Origin of the sequence: Streptomyces endocoffeicus (genome assembly GCF_016741935.1) — a bacterium.
GTDB classification, from domain to species: domain Bacteria; phylum Actinomycetota; class Actinomycetes; order Streptomycetales; family Streptomycetaceae; genus Streptomyces; species Streptomyces endocoffeicus.
Map to the genome: position 1 here is coordinate 523954 of NZ_JAERRG010000001.1, position 26143 is coordinate 550096.

The 26143-nt window shown below is 72.0% G+C and carries 19 protein-coding genes; 10 read left to right on the forward strand and 9 right to left on the reverse strand.

Annotated elements, in window-relative coordinates:
* The first annotated feature begins 79 nt into the window (after positions 1-79).
* On the forward strand, positions 80-1240 hold the full coding sequence (locus JK364_RS02365) for a sensor histidine kinase (RefSeq protein ID WP_201846954.1): 1161 nt from the start codon (positions 80-82) through the stop codon (positions 1238-1240).
* A complete protein-coding gene (locus JK364_RS02370) occupies positions 1237-1896 on the forward strand; it encodes a response regulator (RefSeq protein ID WP_201846956.1) in 660 nt (219 codons plus the stop codon). Before JK364_RS02365 ends, JK364_RS02370 begins: the two co-directional genes overlap by 4 nt.
* A 26-nt stretch (positions 1897-1922) precedes the next feature.
* Here the strand turns inward: JK364_RS02370 and JK364_RS02375 are convergent, their stop codons facing one another.
* Positions 1923-2912 carry an SDR family NAD(P)-dependent oxidoreductase gene (locus JK364_RS02375; protein ID WP_201846958.1) on the reverse strand — a complete coding sequence of 330 codons (990 nt, stop codon included), beginning with the start codon at positions 2910-2912 and terminating at the stop codon, positions 1923-1925.
* A 73-nt stretch (positions 2913-2985) separates the two neighbouring features.
* Here JK364_RS02375 and JK364_RS02380 point away from each other — a divergent pair, with 73 nt between their 5' ends.
* The gene (locus JK364_RS02380; protein WP_201846960.1) at positions 2986-3918 is read left to right on the forward strand and encodes an AraC family transcriptional regulator; all 933 of its coding nucleotides are present in this window, start codon (positions 2986-2988) and stop codon (positions 3916-3918) included.
* Positions 3919-4051: 133 nt separating this feature from the next.
* On the opposite strand, the gene JK364_RS02385 is transcribed toward JK364_RS02380, so the two are convergent.
* On the reverse strand, positions 4052-4306 hold the full coding sequence (locus tag JK364_RS02385; protein WP_201846961.1) for a hypothetical protein: 255 nt from the start codon (positions 4304-4306) through the stop codon (positions 4052-4054).
* Positions 4307-4540: 234 nt separating this feature from the next.
* Complete coding sequence (locus JK364_RS02390; RefSeq protein ID WP_201846963.1) at positions 4541-5884, reverse strand: endonuclease domain-containing protein; 1344 nt, start codon at positions 5882-5884, stop codon at positions 4541-4543.
* Positions 5885-6076: 192 nt separating this feature from the next.
* Between JK364_RS02390 and queC the strand changes: the two genes are divergently transcribed.
* Both queC and JK364_RS02400 read left to right on the forward strand, forming a co-directional pair.
* Positions 6077-6793, forward strand: coding sequence for a 7-cyano-7-deazaguanine synthase QueC (gene queC / locus JK364_RS02395; RefSeq protein WP_201846965.1), 717 nt, complete (start codon positions 6077-6079; stop codon positions 6791-6793).
* Between the two features lie 211 nt (positions 6794-7004).
* Entirely contained in the window at positions 7005-7361 is a 357-nt protein-coding gene (locus JK364_RS02400) for a hypothetical protein (protein WP_201846967.1), read from the forward strand.
* A gap of 126 nt (positions 7362-7487) precedes the next feature.
* Here JK364_RS02400 and JK364_RS02405 read toward each other — a convergent pair whose 3' ends face one another.
* The gene (locus tag JK364_RS02405; protein ID WP_201846970.1) at positions 7488-8654 is read right to left on the reverse strand and encodes a DSD1 family PLP-dependent enzyme; all 1167 of its coding nucleotides are present in this window, start codon (positions 8652-8654) and stop codon (positions 7488-7490) included.
* A 182-nt stretch (positions 8655-8836) separates the two neighbouring features.
* On the opposite strand from JK364_RS02405, the gene JK364_RS02410 reads away from it, so the two are divergent.
* A complete protein-coding gene (locus JK364_RS02410) occupies positions 8837-9454 on the forward strand; it encodes a TOPRIM nucleotidyl transferase/hydrolase domain-containing protein (protein WP_201846973.1) in 618 nt (205 codons plus the stop codon).
* Positions 9455-9556: 102 nt separating this feature from the next.
* Here the strand turns inward: JK364_RS02410 and JK364_RS02415 are convergent, their stop codons facing one another.
* The 5 genes from JK364_RS02415 to JK364_RS02435 form a co-directional block, all read right to left on the reverse strand.
* Positions 9557-10576 carry an NADPH:quinone reductase gene (locus JK364_RS02415; RefSeq protein WP_201846975.1) on the reverse strand — a complete coding sequence of 340 codons (1020 nt, stop codon included), beginning with the start codon at positions 10574-10576 and terminating at the stop codon, positions 9557-9559.
* A 102-nt stretch (positions 10577-10678) separates the two neighbouring features.
* The gene (locus JK364_RS02420) at positions 10679-11572 is read right to left on the reverse strand and encodes an aldo/keto reductase (protein WP_201846977.1); all 894 of its coding nucleotides are present in this window, start codon (positions 11570-11572) and stop codon (positions 10679-10681) included.
* A complete protein-coding gene (locus JK364_RS02425) occupies positions 11569-12126 on the reverse strand; it encodes a TetR/AcrR family transcriptional regulator (RefSeq protein ID WP_201846980.1) in 558 nt (185 codons plus the stop codon). The genes JK364_RS02420 and JK364_RS02425 overlap by 4 nt, the downstream gene beginning before the upstream one ends.
* A gap of 320 nt (positions 12127-12446) precedes the next feature.
* Complete coding sequence (locus JK364_RS02430) at positions 12447-13592, reverse strand: Glu/Leu/Phe/Val family dehydrogenase (protein WP_201846982.1); 1146 nt, start codon at positions 13590-13592, stop codon at positions 12447-12449.
* Positions 13589-13810 carry a hypothetical protein gene (locus JK364_RS02435; RefSeq protein ID WP_201846984.1) on the reverse strand — a complete coding sequence of 74 codons (222 nt, stop codon included), beginning with the start codon at positions 13808-13810 and terminating at the stop codon, positions 13589-13591. Before JK364_RS02435 ends, JK364_RS02430 begins: the two co-directional genes overlap by 4 nt.
* A gap of 266 nt (positions 13811-14076) precedes the next feature.
* Between JK364_RS02435 and JK364_RS02440 the strand changes: the two genes are divergently transcribed.
* The 4 genes from JK364_RS02440 (at position 14077) to JK364_RS02455 (ending at position 25986) form a co-directional block, all read left to right on the forward strand.
* Positions 14077-15123 (forward strand): LysR family transcriptional regulator, encoded by a 1047-nt coding sequence (locus JK364_RS02440; protein WP_201846986.1) that lies wholly within the window; start codon positions 14077-14079, stop codon positions 15121-15123.
* A 61-nt stretch (positions 15124-15184) separates the two neighbouring features.
* Complete coding sequence (locus JK364_RS02445) at positions 15185-17848, forward strand: ABC transporter substrate-binding protein (protein WP_201846988.1); 2664 nt, start codon at positions 15185-15187, stop codon at positions 17846-17848.
* A gap of 66 nt (positions 17849-17914) precedes the next feature.
* Positions 17915-25201 (forward strand): type I polyketide synthase, encoded by a 7287-nt coding sequence (locus tag JK364_RS02450; RefSeq protein WP_201846990.1) that lies wholly within the window; start codon positions 17915-17917, stop codon positions 25199-25201.
* Positions 25198-25986 carry a thioesterase II family protein gene (locus JK364_RS02455; RefSeq protein WP_201846992.1) on the forward strand — a complete coding sequence of 263 codons (789 nt, stop codon included), beginning with the start codon at positions 25198-25200 and terminating at the stop codon, positions 25984-25986. The genes JK364_RS02450 and JK364_RS02455 overlap by 4 nt, the downstream gene beginning before the upstream one ends.
* Positions 25987-26143 lie beyond the last annotated feature (157 nt).

Here is a 26143-nt window from a genome sequence, read left to right on the forward strand (position 1 = left end):
CACGGGCCGGCGCCAGACCGGCCCATGGGGCCCGTCTCCGGTGCGCCATCCGGCCCGACACCACCGCTAGACTCGCCCGGTGATCAGTGTTCGACGTATCCCGGAGATATGGCACCGGTTCGATGTCACGGTCCGGGATCTCCCGCTCGGGCTGCTGATCTTCGCCGGGGCGCTCATTCCGTCGTTCCAGAACCACGGGACGCAGCTGGGCGGCCTGCCGGCCCGCCCCTTCGACGCACTGGCCATCGTGGCAGTCGCCCTCCAGAGCCTTCCGCTCGCCGTGCGGCGGCGGTGGCCGGTGGTCTGTCTCGCCCTGGTGTCGCTCGGCTTCGCCATCGACCAGCTCCGTGGCTACCACTCGTTCGCGGGCACCGCGATGCCCGTCGCGCTGCTGAGTGTGGCGTCCCATCTGGAGCGGCACCGGCGCACCACCGCGCTCGTGTTCTCCGTGATGTATCTGCCGCTGGCGGTCGCGCTCCACCGGCTCGGTTCGGGCGCCGAGACGCCGAGCGAGTTCGTGATGTACTACCTGGCGCTGGCCCTCCCCTGGGGCATGGGGGCGTGGCTGCGCTCCACCCGGGCCCTGGAGGCCGACCGCCGCCGCCGTGTCGCCGAGGACACCCGCGCCGCGGAACGCGCCCGCATCGCCCGTGAGCTCCACGACGTGGTGACCCACCATGTGACGGCGATGGTCGTACAGGCCGAGGCGGCACGCTATCTGACCGCCGCGCCCGAGCGCCTCGACCAGGCCCTGACCGCCGTCACCGATACCGGCAGACGCGCCACCACCGATCTGCGGCACCTGCTGGACCTGATCAACCCTGACCACGGCACCGAGGCCACGGCACCGACCGTCGGCAGACTTCGCACCCTCGTGGAGCAGACCCGCCGGTCCGGGCAGCCGGTGGAGTTCACCGAGCAGGGCGCACCGGCGGGGTCGACCGGCAGCGCCGACCTGGTCGCCTACCGGGTCGTACAGGAGGCCCTGACGAACGCCCTCAAGTACGCCCACGGCAGCCGCACTTCGGTCCAGGTCCACCACGGGGAAGGCGAGATCACCGTGGAGGTCAGCACGGACGGCTCCGGCTCGCGGGCCCCCGCCTCGCCCGGCGGGAGCGGGCGAGGGCTGGCCGGTCTGCGCGAACGGGTCGACGTCCTGGGCGGCGACTTCAGCGCGGGCGCCCGGACGAACGGTGGCTTCGTCGTCCGGGCACGCATACCCGCGGGGAGTCCCTCGTGAGCGAGTCGATCCGGGTCCTGGTCTGCGACGACCAGGTGCTGGTCCGCACCGGGCTGGTGACGATCATCGACGCCCAGCCCGACCTCGAGGTGGTGGGTGAGTGCGAAGACGGACAGACCGCGGTCGACCTCGCCGGCCGACTGCACCCGGACGTCGTGGTGATGGACGTCCGCATGCCGGTGCTCGACGGCATCGAGGCCACCCGCCTGCTGGCCGGTGTGGCGGTGCGGCGTCCCGTCAAGGTGCTCGTGGTGACCACGTTCAACCTGGACACATACGTCTACGAGGCGCTGCGCGCGGGGGCGAGCGGGTTCCTGCTCAAGGACGCACCGCCGTCCCAACTGCTGCACGGGATCCGGACCGTGGCCACGGGCGCCGCCCTGCTGGACCCCGAGGTGACGCGCCAGCTCGTGGGCAGGTACGCCGCCCGGATCCGGCCTCCCGAGGGCGCCCCGCACGACATCCCGCTGACCCCTCGCGAACTCGAGGTGCTCGGCCTCATCGCCAATGGCCTGTCCAACAGTGAGATCGCCGCGACGCTGGTGATCAGCCAGGAGACCGTCAAGACGTTCGTGTCACGCATCCTCACCAAACTCGGGCTCCGCGACCGTGTGCAAGCGGTCGTCTACGCCTACCGCCAGGGTCTGGTGACCTGACGCGCCACGCGGCTGACCACTGCGGCTCATGCCGTGATCAGCTTCTCGCTCAGCTCCCAGAGCCGCCGGGCGGACCGCGGGTCGATGGCGTAAGGCACGACATCGGCGGGAGGGTCCTGGTCGGTGCCGAAGGCGATGGGGGCCGGGTTCTCGTCCAGCGGTGAGATGTCGTTGTCCTTGAGGTAGACACCGCCGATCCCGGCGAGGAGTGGGCTGGCCGCCGCGAACACGGTGGTGCTCGCCCCCTGTTGCGGGCTCTTGATCCCGCGGTCGGGGTCGACGACGGGCCGGCCGGACTCGTCGAGCAGCCCCATGGCCCGCTGCTGCTCCTCGCCGGCCGAGTCGTTCAGTTTCGTGCCGACGACGATGCCCGGATGCACGGCGTAGCCGCGGATGCCGTCCTGGGACCAGCGGCGGTCCAGTTCGACGGCGAACAGCACATTGGCCGTCTTGGACTGGCCGTAGGCGAGGTGGCCGTCGTAGCCCGTGGTGAAGTGCGGATCGTCCCAGCGGATGTCGGAGAGTCGATGGCCACCGGATGACACGTTGACGACCCGGGCACCGTGAGCGGCGCGCAGCGCGGGCAGCAGACCCAGGGTCAGCTGGAAGTGGCCCAGGTGGTTGGTGGCGAACTGCGGCTCGTAGCCGCGTGCGTCGCGCACCAGGCGTTCGGGGAGCGGCAGACCGGCGTTGTTGACCAGGATGTGGAGTGGGCGGCCGGAGTCGAGGTACCGGGCCGCGAAGGCGTCGATCGAGGCCGGGTCGAGCAGGTCGAGCCGACCGACCTCGACACTCTCGATCCCGGCCAGCGCGGCCGCGGCGCGGTCGGGGTGGCGCGAGCCGACGGTGATGGACGCGCCGGCCGTGCTGAGTGCCCGGGTGGTCTCCAGGCCCAGTCCGGCGTGCCCGGCGGTGATGACGGCGTGGGTGCCGGACAGGTCGATGCCCGCGAGCACCTCGGCGGCCGTCGACGCCGCGGTGAAGCCGGACCCGAGGGGGTGTTGTGTGTGATGCATGGGTCCACTCTCGGGCGTGCCCCTCGTACTTTGAATCCTTGCACGTTCGGGGTTTTTGCTCGATCGTACGGATATGGCCGACGACCAGCTGTCCGAAGTGTTCGACCACATCCAGATCCGGGGACTGATGTCGAGCGGCTTCGCGGCCCGGGGGCACTGGGTGGCGCGCGGCGCCATCGACCATCCCCTGAAGTTCATCGCGGTGGCGCGCGGTCGCGCCCGGCTGACCACCGACAGCACCGGGAACCCCCTCGCCCTCGACACGGGCGACGTCGCCATCCTGAACAATCAGGCGTGGCTGGAGCTCCGGGGAGGCGCCGGTGACGGGCCGCCCCACGACATCGATGTGACCACGGCGAGCTACACCTCCCTCCGCGAGGACGACGCCGACCACGCCGGAGCCGATGTGGTCCTCGGCGGCCACGTCGCGCTCAACTCGGTGGGCCGGACCCTGCTGCTCCAGGCGCTTCCGCCGGTGGGGCATGTCCGGGCGTCCCCCGCCGCGACCCATCTGCGGGACAGGCTGGACCAGATCCTCGAGGAGCTGACCGGCGACCGCGTCGGCTCCGCGTTCGCCATCCGGCAGCACGGCCAGCTCCTGCTGCTCGGCATGTTGCGCGCCTACGTCGACCAGGCCGAGCTCCCCTCGGGGTGGCTGCGGGCACTGACCGACGACCGTCTGCGTCCGGCACTCAGCCTCATGCACGCCGAACCGGCGAAGCCCTGGCGGCTGGAGACGCTGGCGAGCGCCTCGGCGATGTCACGGACGTCCTTCGCCACGCACTTCCGGACCGTGGCGGGCATGCCGCCGCTCACCTATCTCAACCGCTGGCGGATGCTGCTGGCGCAGCGCGCCCTGCGCGACGGCGACGATCCCATCGGGTCACTGGCATCCGACCTGGGCTACACATCCGTGAGCGCCTTCAGCTCCGCGTTCAAACGGGAGGTGGGAGAGTCACCGCTGCGCTACCGGCACCGGCTGCGTGACGAGAAGCCCGCCCCCTGACCCCCGCCGCCTCGAGGCTGAGCGGCATGCTCCGCTCCGGGGCACCGAACACTTCATCACCGCGACACGCGTCGGCGACGAGGACACGGTGCGCACCGAGGCCCACGGAGGTGTACTCGTTCGCTGGAAACGGTCAGCTCTCCGTTCCCGCGGCCCAGGGCACGGCGTCGCCGGACTTGACCACAGCATTTCCGTCGGCCTGGAACACAAGGACCGCTGCTGGGTGGCCATTGGTCCGTGAGGACCAGAGGTGCTGCCCCTCGCGGTTGTAGACGACCAGGTTGCCGTCCGCCTGGAAGCGGGCGGAGTTGCCGTCGCCCTTGGTCAGCGCAGCCGAGCGTGGCTTGTGGTCCTGGTCGTGGACCACCAGATTGCCGTCTTCCCGCATGATCAGACTCCTGGTCCCGGCCACCACAGACTCTCCGGTCGCCCGCTCGAACGTGGCCTTTATGACCTTAAGCGGCGCGTCCTTCTTCTGGGACTTCTGGAACTTCTGGGACTCCTGGGGCTCCTGGGTCGAGACGGACGGCTTCTTCCCCGTGGTCGCCGAGGCGGCCGAGCCGGACGGCCACCCCTGCGCGGACGGGGAGGAATCGGCCGGGCCCGGCCGGGGCGGCGGGGTTCAGAACAGTGCCAGGCCCTCGCCGCTGGTGTCGGCGATGACTGGCCGGGACTGGGCGGGGAGGCCGTCCAAACGGTCAGGACCGGCCGCGGCGGCCACAGCAGGAGCCGTCTCGGCCAACCAGAGACGAAACCGCTCGGCGGCTTCGCGGTAGGGGACTCGCGCCAGGACACGGTGCTCGCCGGAGGGGCAGAAATCGACTGCGACAGTGAGCAGGCAGGAACGGGGCGCGTTCTGACTGCCCGTCCAGGACACGCGCAGGACACCGCAGGGCTCGCGCCCGCCGGGGGCGCGGTGGGTCGGGCGCAGCGATCGGCAGGCTATGTGCGCGGTCCATGCGGCCAGGTGCGGCAGCGGCAGAGTGGTGCGTGCGCGGCAGCCGGGGCAGCGGTGCCAGTGGCGAAGCCAGTCGTCGGCGCCGGTGTCGAAGAGGCGTGTGTAGCGGTTCGCCACGCGGATGTCGTTGCTGTACAGGTGGTCGGGGCGTTCCTGTGTGTTGCAGGACTGGCAGACAGGGGCGCGGACGTAGCCGTGTTCGTGGCAGTGGTCGAGCACGGCGGCGGGCGCGGTGCGGCAGACGGCGCACACCCACCCGGCCACCTTGCGGGAGGTACCGGGCTTCCTGCTGAGCACCGAGTACAGCTGCCCTTCCAACTCTCCGTTGTACGGGCGCGGTGAGGCGGTGGGGCCCTCGGGGCTCGTCGTCTGCCGACCGTCGGCATCTCGGGCCTGCTGGGGTTGGGAGGGCGGCTCGGCGGCGGCTGCGCCTGCCCGGTGGGTCCGCGCAGCGTGCACCCACTGCTTTTCGGTGTGCTCGGCCGCGTCGAGCAGCCTGACCACAGCCCGCGGCAGCCACCACGTCCGCTGCGTCCCGTCGCGGGTCCGCTCCACGAGCATCTGTCGCCAGTCGATCCCCGCCAGATGGTACGGCCGGCCGACTTCACCTCGTGCTGCCCGCTCGGGGCCGCTCGGCTCCCCCAGTTCCCCCGCGATGCGCCGGCGCCAACGCAGCTGCGTTTCCCCGTCGTATCCCTGTCTCGGCGCCCCACGAAACGGACCGATGCGGACCAGGTCCTGCCGATCCATCGCCACCGCGTTCAGTTCCGCGGCCGCCCGGCGCACCTCAGCCTCCGGAACACTCCACTGACCGCCGCTCGCCCTCACCGTCGCCACCACATGGCCGCCGAGCAGGACGTACCCCACCCGGGCATGGGCAGGAGACCAGGTGAATGCCCCAGAAGCCGTCGGCACAGCACTGTCGGCCGTCACATCGGCCCACAGAGCGTCCGCGGCACCCAGGGTGATCAGGCCGTCCGTGCGACCGGGCATGACGCGCTCTGACATACCGACAGGCTAACGGCCCGCAACGCGACAACGGGTTCCAAGCGCCTCGGTCAGCGGGGCCGCCGCCCACGCCGCATCCGCCGCCCGTAACTCCTTATTCCTGAGCGTGCCGGGCCCACGATCGGGACCGCACAGCCGGAGCGGGACACGCCTCGGCCTCACGCGACCTCGGACACAGCAAGGAGAAGCCGAATGGGCCAGGACATCGACAAGCCCAACCCGTTCAACGTCGTGGTCGTCCTGTCGGGAGGGTTGGATTCCACCACCCTCCTGGCGCACTACGCCGCGCTCAGCAGCCGCCTGCTCGCCGTCACCGTGGACTACGGACAGCGGCACCGCCGCGAGATCGAGGCGGCCCGCGCCGTGACCGCCTACTTCGGAGCCCGGCACCTGGTGGCGGACCTGAGCGACCTGGGCCGGCTCCTCAAGGGCTCAGTCTTGACGGACAAGCAGGTGGACGTACCGGACGGCCACTACGCGGAAGCGTCCATGCGGTCCACGGTGGTACCCAACCGCAACGCCGTCCTGGCCAACGTCGCGGTGTCGATCGCGGTGGCGGAACGAGCCTCCGTGGTTGCGCTCGGCATGCACGCGGGCGACCACTTCGTGTACCCGGACTGCCGACCCGCCTTCGTGTCAGCGCTGAACACGCTGGTGGGCGTCGCCAACGAGGGCTTCCCCACGCCCCGGATCGAGGCGCCCTTCATCCACTGGTCGAAGTCCGACATCGCCACACACGGGACACGTCTGGGTGCGCCGCTCGGCCAGAGCTGGTCCTGCTACAAGGGTGGCGAACGGCACTGCGGCACCTGCGGAACGTGCTTCGAACGCCGTGAAGCATTCCGCGAAGCCGGCCTCGCCGATCCGACGGACTACATCGACGGTGTCACTGAGTTCGCCGCCCCGTGAGCATTCATCCGGTTGCAGGACAGCTCATCGGGCCCGCCGAGCGGCTCGCCTGCACTCCTGGGCACGAGAGATCGTAGACAACGAGTCGGAGCTGCGACGGCGTTGGACGGCGGAACTACGTGCTTCGCAGACAGTGCTGCCACCGCCGGTCGGAACGCCCGAGGCGGCTCATCTCGCCCCCGGCGGCGGGTTCCGGTTGCCGTCGGGGCACGTGGACCTCACCGGGCCCGCAGCGCAGGCGTTCTTCACTGACCGGGTCACCCGGGACGGCTGGGTCCACCTGCGCGGATTCGGCTACTGCGCGGCCGATACCGCGATGTACCCGCCCGAGCTGCAGCCGTCTGCAGCCGAACGCTGGTGCGTTGTCGCCGAACGCCGGCCGTCATATGCCCAACACGCCGAAGCCCTGGCCCGGCCGCTGGTCGTCTCTCCAGTGCCGTGGTACCCGTGGCTCGCGTGGCCGGCCTTCGTCAACGCCGTCACCGGCGAACAACTCCGCGACCTGACCATCGGCCCCAGCCACGACTACCAGCCAACCGGCCGCCCACCCGGCCCACAACGACGATGACCCCGAACCCAATCGTGGGTTCGGGGTCATTCCGATGTCCTGCGACATCACACCGTCGGGACGACAGGATGTGAACCTGCGACCCCTTGACCCCCAGTTGAAGCCGCTGAGGGCTGTGGTGGCCGGTCACCAGCCGCTGACGCGGTTCCAGACAGTCAGGACGGCGGGTGCGTCCGCCGCTGTCCGGCCGCTGTCGATGACGTGGTAGCCACGGTGCTGTGCGGCGGTGGCGCAGGCGTGGTTCGGCAGGACGCGCAGGCGGGTGCCGATGGGCAGGTCGGGCAGGGTGGCGCCGTCGCGGGCGGTGATGGTGCCGTGCTCCTGGCTCGCGGCGCTCATGACCAGGCCGGGGATCGGGCGCCCCGCCAGGTCGGTGACCAGGCCGTATCCCTGGTCCCGGGGCTGGGCCGCCGTGCCGCGGTCGCGGGACATCGCCATCCAGCCGCCGTCGGTGACGATCCAGCCGTACTCGGGGCGGTGTCCGATGACGGTGACGACGACCGACAGCGCGAGGTCGTCGATCCGGCACACTCCGAGACCGGCCATCACCAGGTCGAAGAACACGTAGTTGCCGGCGCGCAGTTCGGTGACGCCGGTGAGGTCCTCGGCGGCGTGCGCGGTGGGCGTCGAGCCGACGCTGACGGTCGCGACGGGCAGACCGGCGGCGCGCAGTTTCTCGGCGGCGGCGACGGCGGTGTCACGTTCGTTCTTCGCCGCCAGCCGCCGCTCCTCCGCCGAGTGGGCGAAGTAGGACTCGCCCGCGTGGGTCAGCACACCGTCCAGGCATCCGGCGTCGTGCAGGGTGCGACCGATGTCGAGGAGCGCGGGGTCGTCGGTCTTGAGGCCGCCGCGGTGGCCGTCGCAGTCGATCTCGATCTGCGCGGGAACGCCGATACCGGCCCGGCGGGAGGCTTCCGCGACGAAGGCGGCCTGCTCGCGGCTGTCCAGCAGGACGCGGAGGGTGACACCGCGGTGCAACAGGGCGAGTACACGGGGGAGTTTGTGCGGGTCGATGCCGACGGCGTAGGTGATGTCGGTGTAGCCGCCGTCGGCGAACGCCTCGGCTTCGGCGAGGGTCGAGACGGTGACGGGGTTCGGGGCGGCGCCGTGCATGAGGGCGGCGACATCGAGGCTCTTGGCCGTCTTGATGTGCGGCCGCAAGGTGACGCCGAGGTGGTCGGCCTTGGCGGCGAGCCGGTCGATGTTCCGTAGCGCCTTGTGTACGTCGACCACCGCGAACGGGGTGTCGGGGTCGGCCAGCGTCCCGGCCGTGGTGGAGGGCGTGGTGGTCATGGGGTGATGTCCGTCTTCTCGAGTAGGGCCGGGCCGCGTCCCGCGCACATATCAATCGACCGAAATTCTACTTCTAGACAATACCGCTAGATCGAGGTGACGGACCCGCTGAGCCGGCTCCGGGACTCCGGGAGGGTGAAAATCCCTGGCGCGGCGGCCGGAGGGGCCGAAAGACTCGTCCCATGGCTGACATGGGGGCGTTCCAGGAAGCGGTCACCGCGTGGGCGGCCGGTGGCCCCGACGACCCCGCGCGCGAGCTGGCCGCGCGGCTGCCCGTCCGGGCGGTCGTCCTGCTCGAAGGGCCGAGCGACGCCGCGGCGGTCGGCGCGCTGGCCGCGCGCCGCGGCCGGGACCTGGCGGCCGAAGGAGTCTGCGTCCTGCCGATGGGCGGTGCCATGAGCGTCGGACGCTTCGCCCACCTCCTCGGGCCACCCGGTCTGGGCCTCCGCCTCACCGGGCTGTGCGACGAGGCGGAGCGCCGCTTCTACGCCCGCGGCCTGGAGCGGGCCGGTGCGGCGCGGCAGGAGTTCTTCGTCTGCGCGGCGGATCTGGAGGACGAGCTCATCCGCGCCCTGGGGGTGACGCAGGTGGCGGAGCTCGTCCGGGCGGAGGGCGACCTGCGCGCCCTGCAGACCTTCCAGCGCCAGCCCGCACAGCAGGGCCGCACCTCACCGCAGCAGTTGCGGCGCTTCCTCGGCACGAAGAAGGGGCGGAAGATCCACTACGGCCGCGTCCTCGTCGAGGCCCTCGACAACGACCGCGTACCCGCGCCGCTCGACGACCTGCTCACCAGCCTCTGACCCCGCAGGCTCGCTTGCCTCTGACCCTTCAGGCCCGGTGAGCGATGGTGAACTCGGGCCATGGCGTTCTGCCCGGGGATTCGTACGGCGGCCGGCTGGACGTCACGACGTGACGTCCACCAGGACCTTGCCGACCGCGCCGCTCTCCACCGCCCGGTGCGCGTCGGCGGTGCGGTCGAGCGGAAAGCGGACCAGCGGCAGACCGTGCTCCTCGCCGACCGGCAGCCCACCGCAGCGCACCGCGGCGGCGACGTCCGCAACGGCCGCGGCGAGCGGTTCCGAGCCGACCGTGTAGAGCACCACGAACTGGAAGCGCGCGTTCAACACCATGTTCCGCGTCACGTCCAACTCGACCGGCTTGCCACCGTCGTTGCCGTAGGTCGAGATCGTGCCGCGGGTCCGCAGCACGGCCATGTCCAATGCGAGGTTCGCGCCCAGCGCCACCTCGGCGACGATGTCGACGCCGTCCGGGGCGATCTCGCGGATCTCGGCGGCCGGGTCGCCCTCGCGATAGTTGATCACATGGTGGGCCCCGGCGGCGGTGGCCAGCCGGGCCTTCTCCGGGCCGCTGATCGTGCTGATCACGGTGGCGCCGGCCCATCGGGCGAGCTGGATCACCGCGTGCCCGACCGCACCGGCCCCGCCCGCGGCGAGCACCACCTTCCCGTCGAGCGCCCCGGGCCGCAGACGGCGCGGCCCGTCCTCGGCGACGGTGAGCGCGCGGTGCGCCGTGAGCGCGGGGACGCCGAGTGAGGCGCCGACGTCGAAACCGGCCTCGTCGGGCAGCGGCACGGCCCGCTCGGCGGGCACGACGGTGAACTCGGCGGCGGTACCGGTGGGCCGCCCGGCGGCGGCCAGGAACAGCCAGACCCGCTGACCGATCCGGCCCTGGTCGACCCCCTCACCGACGGCGTCGATCGTGCCGGCGCCATCGTGGTGCGGGGTGACCTCGGGGAAGTGCTTGGGGCCGGTGGCGCCGGAGCGGGCCTTCCAGTCGGTCGGGTTGATCCCGGACACGGCGACCCGGACGCGAACCTCCCCGGGGCCGGGCGCGGGCAGGTCACGGTCGACGAGCCGAAGAACGTCGGGGTCGCCGTTGTCGCGGTAGATGATGGCCTTCATGATCCGTCCTCAGAGCCTGGTGGAGCGGGGTTCACCGGCGCGGCCCGACATTCCGTCAGGGTGTCCGGCGTGTGGTCGCGACCCTGGTCGCGCTGGTTCCGGTCAGCCGATGGGGACCTCGTTGGAGCGGGACTCGACGGCATCGAGGGTGGCGAGGGTCGCGGCGTCGAAGGTGATCTCGCCGACCGCCATGTTGGCCTCGAGGTGGGCGGCGTCGGCGGTGCCGGGGATGAGCAGCACGTTCGGCGCGTGGTGCAGCAGCCAGGCGAGGCCCACCTGGGAAGGCGTGACGCCCAGGGACTCGGCCGCGGCCAGAACGGCCGGTTCCTCGGTGGCCTTGGGCAGGCCCGGGAAGCCCCCACCGAGCGGGAAGAACGGCACCCAGGCGATGTCCTCGGCCGCGCACAGTTCGAGCATGTCCTCGTCATCGCGGGAGGCGAGACTGTACGCGTTCTGCACGCAGGCGATGCCGGCCGGCAGGGCGCGGCGCAGGCCGTCGAGGGGGACGCTGCTCAGGCCGATCGCGCCGATCTTGCCCGCGTCGCGCAGGGCGGCCATCGTCGCGAGCTGGTCGTCGAGGCCGACGACCTGGTCGCCCTCGGGACGCAGCCCGGGACCGGTGTCCAGGCGGCGGAGGTTGACCACCTCGAGCCGGTCGACGCCGAGACTGCGCAGGTTGTCCTCGACACTGGCGCGCAGCTGCTCGGGCCGCTGCGCCGGACGCAGCGGCAGGCGCCCGCCCGGGTTCGGGTCTGCGCCGACCTTCGTGACGACCAGGACACCGTCCTCGGGACGCAGCGTCTCGCGGATCACGTCATTGGCGAAACCGAAGCCGTAGAACTCCGCGGTGTCCACATGGTCGACGCCCAGTTCGACCGCGCGGCGCAGCAGCGCGACGGCCTCGCCGCGGCGGTCGTGCAGGCGGGCGAGCTGCGCCGCGCCGTAGCCGATCCGGAAGACGTCGCGGCCGGCGAACGATGCGGTCGGGGTGGTCATAACGCTGTCTCCTGAGTCGGTGATCGCAAGGCGGTGTACAGCAGTTCGGCCTGGTAGAGCGCCGACACCCGGTGGGCGATCGGGGTGGCGCGCTCCCGGGCCGCGGCCGGCTCCTGGTGCTCGACCTTGACCAGCCAGGCCGTGACGCAGTCGAGCAGCATCGCGCGCATCTGGTCGATCATGTCGACGACGATGCCGCGGATGACCGGGTCGGTGGTCGCCTCCCCCCAGGTCTGCACGCCGACCCGGGCCTCGGCGGGGTCGATCGCCGCGATCAGGCGGGCGAGCAGTTCGTCCGGGCCGGGCGGAGTGTCGCTCGCGGCGTACTCGCCGAGGACCTCGGCGCGCTTGGCGAGCACCTCGCGGGCGGTGGCCTGAACCAGGTCGGCCTTGTTGCGGTAGTGCGTGTAGATCGAGCCTGCCGAGAGGCCGGACTCGGCCGTGATGTCGGCGATCGAGGTCCGCTCCAGGCCGTTGCGGTCGAAGCAGCGCACGGCGGCCTCCGCGATCTGGGCACGCCGGAGTTCCTTGCGCGCGTCGGTGAGCCGCGGCACCACACACCCCCCACAAAAAGAATAGTGGTTCTGCTTGCGGCACCACGTTAACAGAATCACCGTTCCTTTTGTGATGCGGAAACGATCGGCCGTCACACGGCGGGCTCGCTGCCCCCGTCGATGACGTACTCGGCGCCGACGATGGACGCCGCGCGCGGTGGGACGAGCAACGCGACGAGCTCGGTCACTTCCTCCGGATGCGAGGGCCGGCCCACGCGCGGCCGACGCGCAGCGCGCCCTGGCCGCCGGTGAAACCCCCGGCGAAATCGTCATCGAGATCGACTGACGCATCCCTCCTGACGTCTCCTGCGACACAACGATCAGGGGCCGATGCGGCCCTTGCTGCGCATGGCGGCGCGGACGCGTTCCTCGGCGAGGCCGCGCCCGGCGCTATGCGGAGTGGTGGCACGGCGCTTGGCCTCTTCGAGAACGGTGACGGCGTTGGCGCGCAGCCGCTTGGAGATCGTCTCGAAGATGGTGGAGGTCTCGGGCCGGAATCCGGAGTAGCGGGCGTCCATTGCGAAGGCGGCGGCGACGACGCCACCGGCGTTGGCCACGAAGTCGGGCAGGAGGGAGACGCCACGTTCCGCGAGGATGGACTGTGCCCGCGGTGAGGTGGGCAGATTGGCGCCTTCCACGACCAGCTTGGCCTTGATCTGGTGGGCGGTCGTCTCGTCGATGACGTCCTGTAGGGCCGCCGGGACGAGGATGTCGCAGTCGACGGTGAGTTCCTGGCCGGGTGGTACGGCGATGCCCTGGTGGTGGCGGGTGACGAAGTCGTCGCCGTGCTCTTCCCGCGCGGCCCGCAGGGCGGGCACGTCCAGTCCGGCGGGGTCGTGGAGGGCCCCCTTGGCGGTGGAGACGGCCACGACGGTGGCGCCGAGTTCGGCGAACCGCACGGCGGCGGCGTGGCCGACGGCTCCGAATCCCTGGATGGCGACCCGGGCGCCGCCGAGGGGCAGCCGGAGGTGCTGGGCAGCCGCGTCGGCGGCCTCGGCCACTCCGTAGCCGGTGACGCCGAGCTCGTCGTAGGCCACTCCCCCGAGGTGGCCCGGCGTGCCGACGGCCGCGCCGCGGTCGCCGAGCTCGTCCTGGACGATGGCCGCGTCGTTCTCGGTCAGCCCCATGTCCAGGCCCATCACGTATTCGCGGGGCACCTCGTTGGACAGGGCGCGGGCGAAGGCGCGGAGTACCGCTTCCTTGTCGGGGGACGCCGGGTCGGCGACGATTCCCGCTTTCGCGCCGCCGTAGAAGAGATCGACACCGGCCCACTTCCAGGTCATGACGCGGGCCAGCCGGGCGACTTCACCGACGGAGACGGTCGGGCTCATCCGGGTGCCGCCCTTGCCGATGCCCCGGGCGGTGTTGTCGATGACCAGGACGCCCTTCATACCGGTGCGCCGGTGGGAGACGACGACGATCTTCTCGGGTCCCCAGTCGTCGATGAGCGACAGTGCGTCAGTCACGGTGCGGGTTCCTTGTCTGCTGAGGAAGAGGCTAGGTGGGGCAGGGGGCGAGCGATGAGTTCGGCGAGGTGGGTGCCCGCGCGGTCGGTCCGCTGAGTGATCTGGGTGCGGCAGCTGAAGCCATCCGCAGGGACGAGGAGTTCGGCGAGGGTGAGGGCGCGTACGGCCGGTGCGAGCGCGGTGGCGGTGCGGCGGGCGATACGGATGCCGGGCTGCACCGTGGCCGTTCGTGTGTCCGGGGCCAGGGCGAGGTCACGTGCCGGCGCTCGCGGGGCACTCTGGCGGCGTCGGGGCGTTGCGGGCCCTGCGCGGTCGCCGTCACGGCGGTAGCTCCTTGGTCCATCGGACATGTCCGACCTCGTCACCGCCACGATCCGGGGCCCCGGCCCCCCTCACAAGACCCAGCAGCACGAAAGTATTGACCTTTGAGCCGCAGCGATGCTTACGCTGTGGCCCGTTCTCGGAGTCCGGCGGGAGGTACGCGTTGCTCAAGCCGCAGCATCTGCTCACCCTGAGGGCCGTCGTGCGCACCGGCTCGTTCGTCATCGCGGCCCGCGAGCTCGGGTACACCGCCTCGGCGATCTCCCAGCAGGTCTCGGCCCTGGAGAAGGAGACGGGGCTGGTGCTGTTCGAGCGGGAGGCGCACGGTGTCCGGGCGACCGCGGCGGCTCACCGGCTGGTCGACCTCAGTGTCCCGGTGCTGGCGGCCATGGACGACCTCGGCCATCAGGTGCACCAGCTCGCCACCGGTGCCACGGCTCGGCTGCGGCTGGGAAGTTTCCCCACGGCCAGTGTCCGGCTGGTGCCACCGGCGCTGTCGGCCCTGACGTCGGCCCACCCGCGGGCGCAGGTGCAGCTCGAGGAGGGCGAGCCGGAGGAGCTCGTCGCCGCGCTGAACGCCGGTGACCTGGATGTGGCGCTGGTGTACGAGTACGGGCTGAGCCCCCGGCAGTGGTCGGTCGGCCTGGCCTGTCATCAGCTCGTACGCGAGGACCTCGTTCTGCTCAGGGCCCGCGGCAGCGGTCTGAGCCCGCGCCTGGCCGGGCTCTCGCAGGCCCGCTGGATCACCAGCAGGGAAGGCACAGCCGGTGCGCTCTCGCTCACCCGGCTGTGCGCGGCGGCCGGTTTCGAGGCCGCGGTCGCCTTTCGCAGCAACAACTACGACGTCGTACGGGAGCTGGTGTCCGCTGGTCTTGGCGTGGCCATCGTGCCGGGGCTCGGGCACTCGCCCGGTGACTCGGTGGAGGCGACTCGACTGGCGCAGCGCTTGGCGTTCCGCCGCGTGATGGCCCTGCACCGCCATGAGAACAGCAATCCGCTGCTGGGCACGATGATCAGCTCGCTGCGCGGCGCGGTACCGGCGGACGAGCCGTATGTGCATGCCACGCGGGACGAACAGCCGGACCAGCCTGTCGGCAAAGACGAACAGCCAGGCCGGCCCGTCGGCAAAGACGAACAGCCGGACGAGCCCGTCGGCAAAGGGGGCGTCCGGCTTCCTATCGCGACAGACCCCCGTACCGATACCCCCTGAAGCCCGGGACCCCTCCCGAGCCCCTGCTCTACCCTCGCCCCTTCCGAGGACGGGGGCTGACATGGAACAGACGCTGGACGCGGCGCTGGCGCAGCTGACGATCAGGGACCGGCTGCGCTTCGGGCGGTTGAGGTTCCACCGTGCGAGCGGGGCGCTGGTCCTTCAGCTCGAAGGTGAGGAGGCGACCGTCCGCGGCTGGCCCCGCCTCTTCCACGAGCGGCACCGCGGCGTTCTGCCGGTCAACTGTCCGGATGAGCTGCCGGCGGAGGAGACACCGGAGCAGCAGGTCGTCACCGAGCTGCTGGCCATCGCCCAGGGCTGCGGATACGACGGCCGCCCGGCCTACCGGCTGCCCATCGCCTTCCCCCGCTTCGCGGCGGCCTTCGCGGCGCTGTATGTGTGGCGGCCGGACGACGGCCAGATGCCGGCCAAGCAGAACACCAAGATCGCACGGATGGTCAAGCAGGCGATCGCCGAGGAACGCCGCTACACCCTTCAGGAGATGAAGGAGCGGGCCGAGGCGCTGGCCCGGGACGAGCAACTGGCCCAGCAGCTGGGCGGGCTGGTCGGGGTGCTGGTGAAGGTGGCCGACGTCTGCCGATTACCGCACCGCCGTACGGTGCGCTGGTACCGCAGGAAGTGGTTCCGGGGCCGGGTCGTCACCCAGCTGGAGGTCTTCCGGGAGCTGCGCGGCCGGCAGCGAAAGCCCGTGGCGGACAAGCAGTTGCTGCTCGTCGAGGCGCTGCTCGCGGACATCGACGCGCATTACGGCTTCTTCCGCCGCCTCAACCGGGCGCGCCGCCCGGTCATCCTGCTGCCGGACGTCGACCGGTCCGCCGCGCGGCGGCAGATCAGGGATCGGCTGCTGGACGCCTATGACGACGGGGCGCGCGAGCTGCGGGTCCATCCCGTCGTCATCGCCACCTCCGCCCCCGGCGCCGCGCCCCCGCCACGGGGCGGACAACCCCCCGTGGCGGCCGAGGAGATCACCGCCGCGGTGCCCGACCGGTTCCGCGCCCGGGACGAGGCGGTGGAGCGGTGGCGGCGCAGTCAGGACGTACCGCTGCCGAGCCGGGTGCTCCAGGTGCGCCTCGCCTCCCCGCCACCGGCTCCGCTTCCCGCGCTCGGGGCGGGCCGATGGGGCCCGGCGATGTTGTCCGCCGGCACCGTGGCGGTGGTGTCCGCGGTGCTCGCCGGGCTGCTGAACTGGGCCCCGTGGGACCGTGCGGACGGCTGTGGCGAGCGGTTGCTGATGCGGGGCGCGGACTGTGTCGGCGTCTCGGACGGGACCGGGGTCTTCATGCCCGGTCTGCGGGGCATGCGCGAGGTCTTCGCCGGAATCGAGGCGGAGAACGAGCGGATCGCGCATACGGCGCATGCGACCGTGGCGCTGATGATTCCGATGGAGTCGGACAACCCGGCGGTGCGCCGGCAGATCCTCAGCGAGGTGCAGGGCGCCTATCTGGGGCAGCTGCAGGCGAACGGTTCGGACGCGGCCCCGCCCATCCGGCTGGTGACGGCCAACCCGGGCCGGGACTACCGGGCGTGGCGGTTCACCGTGGACCGGCTGGTCGACCAGGAGCCCGAGCTGCGGATGGTCGTGGGTTTCAACCTGAGCCTGGACTCCACTCAGGAGGCCATGAGCCATCTGGCCAACGAGCTGAAGATCCCCGTCGTGGCCGGGCTGGTCACCTCCCAGTCCTTCGCCAACGTCGACGGTCCGGGCCCCTACCGCTATCCGGGCCTGGCCCGGGTGGTGTCCACCAGCAAGGACCAGGCCGCCGCGCTGCTGCGCTACGATCCGGGGCTGGCCCGCGCGCAGACGGCGCTGGTGGCCGACACCCGGCCGGGCGACAGCTACGACAAGTCGCTGCGGGACGCGTTCACCGAGGCCCGCGGCAGCGGTGCCGGAGCCCAGGACATGACGTTCGCCTCGGAGGGGCCGGAGGTCGCGGGGGTCACCCCGAACGAGTTCGAGACCTTCGCCATGAATCTCTGCGAATCCAAGGCGCGCGTCGTCTACTTCGCGGGCCGGGCGTTCCATCTGGAGCTGTTCGTGAAGAGGCTGGCCCGCACCTACTGCGCCCGGAAGAAGTCGTACACGGTCATCTCCGGCTCCGACGCGACCACCCTCGACGAACGCCTCGACGGCACGGAACGCGCCCTGCTGCGGGGCGACCCGGGCGCCGGCACCCCCACCATCAACGTCCTTTACGCGGCCCCGGCTCACCCCGACGCCTGGGATGTGGAGGTCGGGCGCTGGAAGAAGCGCGCGGGAAGGCGGGGGGCGGCCCCCGGAGACCTGCCGCGCCATCTGGTCGAACCGCAGCGGGCCATGGCGCAGCTGCGCGCCGCGGCCAGGGCCCATGCGGGAAAGCTGGGCACGGTGCGGTTCGACGACGGACGGGCCATCGAGACCCACGATGTGATCCTGACCGCCGCGAAGGCCCTGACGAAGGCGGCGGCCACCACCCGGACGCCCGTCCCGTCGAAGGAGCGGATCAAGGAGGACTACGAAAATCTGAACTCCGCGTTCCGGGTCCAGGGAGCGGGCGGCTGGATCTGTCTGACGAACGCCGGCAACCCGTACAACAAGGCGCTGGCCATCGTCCGGCTCGACCCGATGCGCAGCAAGCTGAGCTTCGAGGCCCTGGCCTGGCCGAAGGGGGCCCCGGCCGCGGACGACCGGTGTGTGGTGCCGCAGAATCCCGGCCGGCCGGGCTGAGTCCCTCCCCGCCACAAGCGATTGACCAGGGAATCTCGTGGGGTCTCGTTGGTAAGGTCAGGATCGATGGCACATCAAACGATCTCCACACCGCCCGTCCCGTTCTCCCGTGAGGAACAGTCCGGCGACATCGCCATCGTCGGGCTCAGCTGCCGACTGCCCGGTGGCATCACGGCGCCCGAGGGGCTGTGGGCCGCGCTCGTGGCCGGCCGCGATCTGGTCGGTGAGATACCCGCGGACCGGTTCGACGCGCACCGGTTCGTGGACCCCGACCCACGGCGCCCCGGGAAGGCGTACACGGCAGCGGGCGGATTCCTGGCGGACATCACCGGATTCGACGCCGCGTTCTTCGGGCTGTCGCCCCGCGAGGCGAGCCGGATGGACCCGCAGCAGCGGCTGTTGCTGGAGATGGCCAGGGAGGCCCTCGACGACGCCGGTATCGATCCGGGGACGCTCGCGGGTTCGGACTCCGGGGTCCATGTGGGGGTGAGCAACGCCAACTACGGCCAGCTCCAGTACGCCCGCCCGGAGGCGATCACGGCGTACACGATGGCGGGGGCGGCGCTGTGCAACACCGCCAACCGGATCTCGCACCTGTTCGATCTGCGGGGGCCGTCCATGGCGGTGGACACCGCCTGTTCCTCCTCCCTGGTCGCCCTGCACCAGGCATGTGCCCAACTGCGCGCCGGGGACGGCGGAGTGGCGCTCGCGTGCGGGATCAACCTGCTGCTGAGCCCGGGGGATTTCATCGGGTTCTCCAAGGCGTCCATGCTCTCCCGCAGCGGCCGCTGCCGCTCCTTCTCCGCGGACGCCGACGGCTACGTGCGCGCCGAGGGCGGCGCGGTGGTGGTGCTCAAGCGCCTCGCCGACGCCAAGGCGGACGGGGACACCGTGCACGCCGTGGTCCTCGGCACCGGAGTGGGCGCGGACGGGCGCACCCCTGGACTGTCGCTCCCCAGCGCGGAGGCCCAGGAGCGGCTGATGCGCCAGGTGCACCGCGACGCCGGGGTGCGGCCCGAGGACGTGTCCTATGTGGAGGCGCACGGCACCGGTACGCAGGCGGGCGACCCGATCGAGTGCCGGGCGCTGGGCGATGCGCTCGGCGCGGGCCGGGGCACTCCGCTGCCCATCGGCTCGGTGAAGTCGAACCTCGGCCATCTGGAGTCCGGGGCGGGCATGGCCGGTCTGCTCAAATGCGTGCTGATGCTGCGCCACGGGGTGATTCCGGCATCGCTGCACGCCGAACCGCTCAACCCCGCGATCGACTTCTCCGGTCTTGGCCTGGAGCCGGTGACCGCGGCGCGACCCCTGCGCTCGGGGGCCCTGGCGGTCAACTCGTTCGGCTTCGGCGGGGCCAACGCCCACGCCGTCCTCGGCCCGCCGCCCGTACCCTCCGCGACCGCGCCGCCGGAGGTGACGTCCCTGCCGGTGGTGGTCTCGGCGGCCACCCCGGAGGCGCTCACCGAGGCCGTCACCCGCACCGCGGCCCGGCTCCGGGATGCCACCGACTCGTTCTACGACCTCGCCTACACCAGCTGCCTCCGGCGTGGCCACCACCGTGAACGGGTCGCGGTGGTGGCGGACGGCGCCGGTGAAGCCGCCGCGCTGCTGGAGACGATCGCCGAGGGCACTCCGGTGGGCGGGGGCGCCGCGGCGGCCGCGACCCCGGGCCCGGTGGCGTTCGTGTACTCCGGCAACGGCGCCCAGTGGGCGGGCATGGGCGCGGAACTCCTTGACGCCGAACCGGCGTTCCGTGCTGCCGTCACCGAGGTGGACGCCGCACTGGCCGGACACCTGGGCTGGTCGGTGCTGGCAGAGCTGAGGTCCGCGGAACCGGAGCTGCACCGGACCGAGATCGCCCAGCCGCTGCTGTTCGCGGTGCAGATCGGGCTGACCGCGCTGCTGCGGGAGCGTGGCATCCGGCCCACCGCGGTGGCGGGCCATTCGGTGGGCGAGGTGGCCGCGGCGCACGCCTGCGGGGCGCTGGACCTGGCGGCGGCCTGCCGGGTCATCGCCGAACGCGGCCTCGCGCAGGCGGAGACGGCGGGTGGGGGGCGGATGGCCGCGGTGGGGGTGTCCGCCGACGAGGTCTCCGCGCTGATCGACGGCCGGGGCCTGGAGCTGGCCGGAGTGAACAGCCCCACCGATGTGACCCTCTCCGGACCCGCCGAGGAACTCTCCGCGCTCGGCGACGAGTTGCTCCGCCGCGGTGTCTTCTTCCGGGAGCTGAACCTGGATTACGCCTTCCACAGCCGCTCGATGGAGCCGATCCGGGACCGGCTCCACACATCGCTGACCGGGCTCGCGCCACGGGCCGGGACCGCGGCGTTCGTCTCCACCGTCACCGGCGGGACACTGCCGGGCACCGAGCTGGGCGCCGGATACTGGTGGCGCAACATCCGGGAGCCGGTGCTGTTCGGCCCCGCCATCACCACGCTGGCGGACGAACACCGCTGCGGCACCATCGTGGAGGTCGGCCCCCATCCGGTGCTGCTGGGCTATCTGCGCAGGCAGTGCGCCACCGCGGACCGGCCGGTGACCACCGTCGGCACCCTGTCCCGCGAGGCGGCGGGCGCCACCGCGGTGCGGACCACCTGCGCGGCCGTGCTCGCCGCCGGGGCCGACGTCGACTGGGACACCTGGTTCCCGGTACGCGGCCGGGTGGTGCCGTTGCCCGCCTACCCGTGGCAGCGCGAACGCCACCTCAACGGCGCCCCGGACTGGTGGACGACGGGACCGGGTGGCGGCGGACAGGAGTCGGGACACCAACTGCTCGGCGACCGGTTGCCGACCGTGGAACCCACCTGGCAGACCCCGGTCGAACCGTCCCGGCACGGCTGGATCGGCGACCACCGGGTCAGCGGTTCGGTCGTGATGCCGGGTGCCGCGTACCTGGAGATGGCGCTCGCGGCAGGCCGGAGCCGCCACGAGGGGGCCGTGGAGGTCACCGGCCTCGACATCGGCAAGGCGCTGGTGCTGCCGTGGGACGACCCCGGCATGGACACCACCGTGCAGACCCACCTCGCCGGTGAAGTACTCCGCGTGGCCTCCCGCCGGGGCGACGAGGACTGGCAGGAACACGCGAAGGCGCGGGTGCGCCGTCTGCACAGTGATCCTCCCGCGCCCCTGGATGTGGCGGCCCTCCGCACAGCCGCCCGCACCGAGATCTCCGGGGAACGGCACTATGCACGGATGCGGCAGGTCGAGCTGGCGTACGGGGAGGCGTTCCGCGGCGTCCAGCGGCTCACCGTGGCCGACGACACGGTGCTCGCCGACTACGCCAACCCCTCCGGGGCGCAGGGGTTCCACGCCCACCCGGCCCTGATCGACTCCACGCTGCAATCCATCGCGGCGCTGCTTCCCCACGCCGAGAACGGGCAGGTCCACCAGTTCCTGCCCGCCGAACTGGAACGGGTCCGCTTCTGGCGGACCCCCGCCGACCGGGGCGTGGCACTGATCCGGACCCGCCGCCTGACGCTGCGCGAGGCGGTGGTGGACATCACCGTCGCCGATCCGGACGGCACCGTCGCCATGGAACTGCGCGGAGTCCACGTACGCCGCAACAAGGGAGCGGCGAGCGGCATCGACCGCATCGTCAGCACGCTCCGCGCCGCACCGCTGCCCGGGGCCACCGGCCCGGCCGGACTGCCGACGGCCACCGCGCTCGCCGCCGCGCGGGCCGCCGAGGTGGCGGCGCTGGACGAGGCGGCCCGACGCCACGACGGCCCCGCCTTCGTCCGCCGGGTCAAACACCTGACCGGCCACTTCGTGACGGCCGCACTCGCCGAACTGGAGAAGGCGGGCGCACGACCGGCCCACCGCGGGCTGTACGAGAACCTGCGGGCCCTCGCCGAACGAGAAGGCGTGCTCGACCGGACCCCGGAACCGGACCGGCTCCTCACCGAATTGCTGCGGGACTTCCCCGCCATGGCGCCGGAACTGCTCCTGTACGCGCGCTGCGGCCCGCAACTGGCCGGGGTGCTCACCGGAGATGTCGATCCGGTGCAATTGCTCTTCTCGGACACCGAGCGCCTCGCCGAACTGCACTACACCACCTCCGTGGTGCACCACTACCTCAACCGGATGGCCGGGGAGCTGCTCACCGGGCTGGTGGACGCCTGGCCGACGGACCGGCCGCTGCGGATCCTGGAAGTCGGCGCGGGCACCGGGTCCACCACCGCCTGGCTGCTGCCCCGGCTGCCCGCCGACCGCACCACGTACACGTATACGGACATCTCCAGCGCGTTCTTCCCGCGTGCCCGCCACCGGTTCGCCGACCACCGGTTCCTCGACTACCGGACGCTGGATCTGGACCGGGACCCCGCCGAACAGGGTTTCGCCGCCGCCTCCTTCGACCTGGTGATCGCCGCCAATGTGCTGCACGCCACCACCGATGTGCGCCGGGCCCTCGGCCATGTCACCGAACTCCTGGACAACGGTGGCCGATTGCTCGCCCTGGAGTTCCACGACAACGACCTCTTCGCCCCCTGCTACGGGCTGCTCCCCTCGGCGACCGGCTTCACCGACACGGAACTGCGCGAGGACACCCTGCTCGCCCGCGAGCGGTGGCCCGAGGTGCTGCGCTCCACCGGGTTCACCGACGTGGCCCAGCTCGGCGAGGAGCCCATCTGCTCGGTACTCCTCGCCGACCGGGGGATGCGCGAACGGCTCACACCGGTGTCCGATGCCGCCGCGCCCGGCCACTTCGTGGTGGCGACGGACGGCCTCCACGACCTGCCCGAAGCCGTGGTGGCGCGGCTGCGCGAGCTGGGCCGTACGGTGCGCCACGTAGCCGCCTCCGACGACGCCGCGCGCTGGGGCGCCGCGCTGAACGGCACCGAGGAGAGCACCGGGATCCTGGTGATGCTCGGTGACCAGGCCGCGGGGGCCGCGGAAGACGTCGTCGGCCTGGTCGTCCGGCAGGCGGCGATCCTCAGGGCGATGGTCACCGCCTGCCAGGCGCTGCCCGAGAGCCGCGAGGTACGCGCCTGGGTGCTGACGCCCGGCGAACACGCCGCCGTCCCCGAACGCCCCGCCCCGGCCGCCGCCTGGGCCCAAGCACGCACCCTGACCAGCGAAAACCCCCTGCTGAGAATCCGCAGGATCGCGGTGGCCCCCAGCGCGACCGCGACGGACATCTGCGCGGAGCTGCTCGCCGGAAGCGACGAGGACGAGGCCGTGCTCACCGCGGGCGGACGCTTCGTACCGCGGATCACCGAGCGCCGCCCCGCCACCCACTCCGTCCGCCCCTTCGGTCTGGCCGTGGTGGACGACGGACCGGCCTGGACGGCGGTGGCCGTACCCGAACCCGCACCGGGAGAAGTGGTCATCGAGGTGTGGGCGGCGGCGCTCAACTACGCCGACATCATGGTCTCCCGGGGACTGGTACCGCCCATGGCCGAGACACCGGAGGCCGGAACCCCGCTGCTGGGCCTCGAATGCGCCGGAGTGGTGACCCACGTCGGCGCCGATGTGACCGACCGGGCCGTGGGCGACCGGGTGATGGTCGCCCAGTCCGGAAGCCTCGCCTCGCATGTGCGCTGCCCGGCCCGGCTCACCATCCCCATCCCCGAGCACATGCCGTTCACCGAGGCGGCCACCATCCCGACGGTGTTCGCCACCGTGCACTACGGTCTCGACTACCTGGCCCGGCTCCGCCACGGCGAGACGATCCTCGTGCACGGGGCCGCCGGCGGAGTGGGACTGGCCGCGCTGCGTTACGCCGAACACGCCGGCGCCACGGTCATCGCCACCGCCGGCACCCCCGCCAAGCGCCAGCTGCTGCGCCTGCTCGGCCACGAACACGTGCTGGACTCGCGGAGCCTCGGCTTCGCCGACGAGGTCCTCGACATCACCGAGGGCCGCGGGGTGGACGTCGTGCTCAACTCGGTGGCGGGAGAGGCGCTGGGCCGCGGCATGGAACTGCTGCGCCCGCACGGCCGGTTCGTGGAACTCGGGAAGCGCGACATCCTCGCCGACAACGCGCTCGCCCTGCGGCCGTTCTCCCGTGACCTCTCCTTCTTCGGAGTCGACCTCACCAGCCTGCTCCAGGGCGACAGCCCGGTGGCCGGGCAGATGATCGACGAACTGGCCGAGCGCGTCGCGTCCGGGACGTACCGGCCCCTGCCGCACCTCACCTACCCGGCGGACCAGATCGCCGACGCCATGGCGCTGCTGCGGGACTCCCGCCACATCGGCAAGCTCGTCATCACGCTCGACCCCGCGGAACCGGTCCCCGTACGCGTACCGCGACCACCCGTGGCCCTGGACCCGGAGGCGACGTACCTCGTCACCGGCGGTCTGGGCGGGTTCGGCGGCGCCACCGCCCGCTGGCTGGCCCGCTGCGGGGCACGCCACCTCGCGCTGGCCTCCCGCAGCGGCGCCGCCCACCCGGAGGCCCGTACGGTGCTCGCGCGCATCGCCGACGAGGGGGCGCGGGCCACCGCCTACGCCACCGACATCACCGACCCCGCGGCCACTCGGGAACTGGTGGCCGCGATCGACGCCACCGGCCATCCGCTGCGCGGAGTCATCAACGCCGCCATGGTGCTCGACGACGTCCTCGACGACGCCACCGCGGTGGAGCTCGACGACGAGCGGACCCGCGCGGTGGTGAGCCCGAAACTCGACGGGACGGCACACCTGGACCGGCTCACCCGCGACCGGCCACTGGACTTCTTCGTCTTCTACAGCTCCATCTCCGCGCTCGCGGGCAACCTCCGGCAAAGTACTTACGCCGCGGGCAACCTGGCGGGCGAGGCGATCATCCGGCGGCGCCGGGCCGCGGGGCTGCCCGGACTGGCCGTGCAGTGGTGCGCCATCTCCGACACCGGCTACGCCGACCGGGCCGGCATGGTCGACACCATGCGGCAGGCCGGGTTCGGGGAACTCGACTCCACCACCGCCACCCGGGTGCTCGGCGAGCTGATCACCGATCCCGATGCGGACGTCGTCATGGTGGGGAACACGGACTGGGCGCAGACCGCGAAGCTCCTCCCCGCCGTCGCCGCACCGCGCTTCGCCGAGATCCTGCCCGACCCGGACGCCGATCCCCATGACGCCGGCCGGAACATACCGCAGCTGGTGCGCTCGGCGGACGAGCCGGAGGCGCTGGCCATCGTCACCGAGGTGCTGGTCTCGGCGCTGGCCGCGGTATTGCACACCGCTCCGGAGCGGATCGACCCGGACACCCGGCTCGACCAGCTCGGCCTGGAGTCGCTGATGGCGGCCGAGCTGAGCTCCGTACTGCAACGCAGGCTGGACTGTGTGGTCCCGACGATGGAACTGGCCACCGCGGCCGGTGTCCGGCAACTCGCCCCACGCCTGCTCGGGCGGGTCAGGCGGGGCGTATGACCGCGCGCCCACCGTTCCCCGGCGCGGAGCTCAACCGGCTCACCGACCGGCAGACCGCGCGGATCCGGCTCTACTGCGTACCGCCGTCCGGCACCGGATCGGAGTTCTTCCTGCCCTGGGTCGCCGCGTTCTCCGAACTGTTCGACCTGGTGGCGGTCGATCTGCCGGGCCGCGGCACCCGCGCCGGAGAGCCGTCGATCACCGATATCGGCTGGGCCGCCACGGGCATCGCGGAGGCGATCGCCGCGGATCTGCGGCACCGGCCGCCCGCCGACGGCTTCTACGCCGTCTTCGGGCACAGCTTCGGGGCGCTGCTCGCGTTCGAGGCCACCCACCGGCTCCGGTCGGATTCGCGCACCGAACCGGACCTGCTCGCGCTGTCCGCCGTGCCGCCCCCGAACCGCGACGGCCTCGACGACCACATCGCGCGCAACCTCGGCGCCGGGATCGCCGTCATCACCGAGATCATGGGCTGGGAGCAGCCGACCGACGACGCGCTCACCCGGACCGTCTACACCCCGTTCCTCGCGGACGCGGTGGCGCTGCTGCAGCATACGTGGCGGGCATGGCCGCCACTGGGCGCGCGGCTGAGCGTCTTCGGCGGACTCGACGACCCGATGGTCGACCCGGAGTCGCTGCCCGAGTGGGGCGCCTGTACGACGGCCGACGCCCGGGTCCACCGCTTTCCCGGTGGCCACCACTATCTGCGCACCCAAGTGGCGGAGGTGGTCGGTCGGCTGACGGACGATCTGCTGGCCGCGTACCGGAGTCCGGCAGCCGGCTAGGGTCCTTCTGACGGATCTCCGTGGAGGAAGGAGCGGTGTCCGGTGCGTGCTCTCGGCGTGCCGCGCGGAGGCCCTCGTAGCGGAGCTACTTGGGTTTTCGTGCGGTGCGGCGAGAGTGCGTGCCGGGCGTCGCGACGCCGCGGAGATCCGTCAGAAG

What these genes read in the sequence shown, in the direction of transcription:
- JK364_RS02375 (WP_201846958.1), bottom strand. Translation starts at nt 2,912, where the DNA reads ATGCATCACACACAACACCCCCTCGGGTCCGGCTTCACCGCGGCGTCG.
- JK364_RS02380 (WP_201846960.1), top strand. Translation starts at nt 2,986, where the DNA reads ATGGCCGACGACCAGCTGTCCGAAGTGTTCGACCACATCCAGATCCGG.
- JK364_RS02385 (WP_201846961.1), bottom strand. Translation starts at nt 4,306, where the DNA reads ATGCGGGAAGACGGCAATCTGGTGGTCCACGACCAGGACCACAAGCCA.
- JK364_RS02390 (WP_201846963.1), bottom strand. Translation starts at nt 5,884, where the DNA reads ATGTCAGAGCGCGTCATGCCCGGTCGCACGGACGGCCTGATCACCCTG.
- queC (WP_201846965.1), top strand. Translation starts at nt 6,077, where the DNA reads ATGGGCCAGGACATCGACAAGCCCAACCCGTTCAACGTCGTGGTCGTC.
- JK364_RS02405 (WP_201846970.1), bottom strand. Translation starts at nt 8,654, where the DNA reads ATGACCACCACGCCCTCCACCACGGCCGGGACGCTGGCCGACCCCGAC.
- JK364_RS02410 (WP_201846973.1), top strand. Translation starts at nt 8,837, where the DNA reads ATGGCTGACATGGGGGCGTTCCAGGAAGCGGTCACCGCGTGGGCGGCC.
- JK364_RS02415 (WP_201846975.1), bottom strand. Translation starts at nt 10,576, where the DNA reads ATGAAGGCCATCATCTACCGCGACAACGGCGACCCCGACGTTCTTCGG.
- JK364_RS02420 (WP_201846977.1), bottom strand. Translation starts at nt 11,572, where the DNA reads ATGACCACCCCGACCGCATCGTTCGCCGGCCGCGACGTCTTCCGGATC.
- JK364_RS02445 (WP_201846988.1), top strand. Translation starts at nt 15,185, where the DNA reads ATGGAACAGACGCTGGACGCGGCGCTGGCGCAGCTGACGATCAGGGAC.
- JK364_RS02450 (WP_201846990.1), top strand. Translation starts at nt 17,915, where the DNA reads ATGGCACATCAAACGATCTCCACACCGCCCGTCCCGTTCTCCCGTGAG.
- JK364_RS02455 (WP_201846992.1), top strand. Translation starts at nt 25,198, where the DNA reads ATGACCGCGCGCCCACCGTTCCCCGGCGCGGAGCTCAACCGGCTCACC.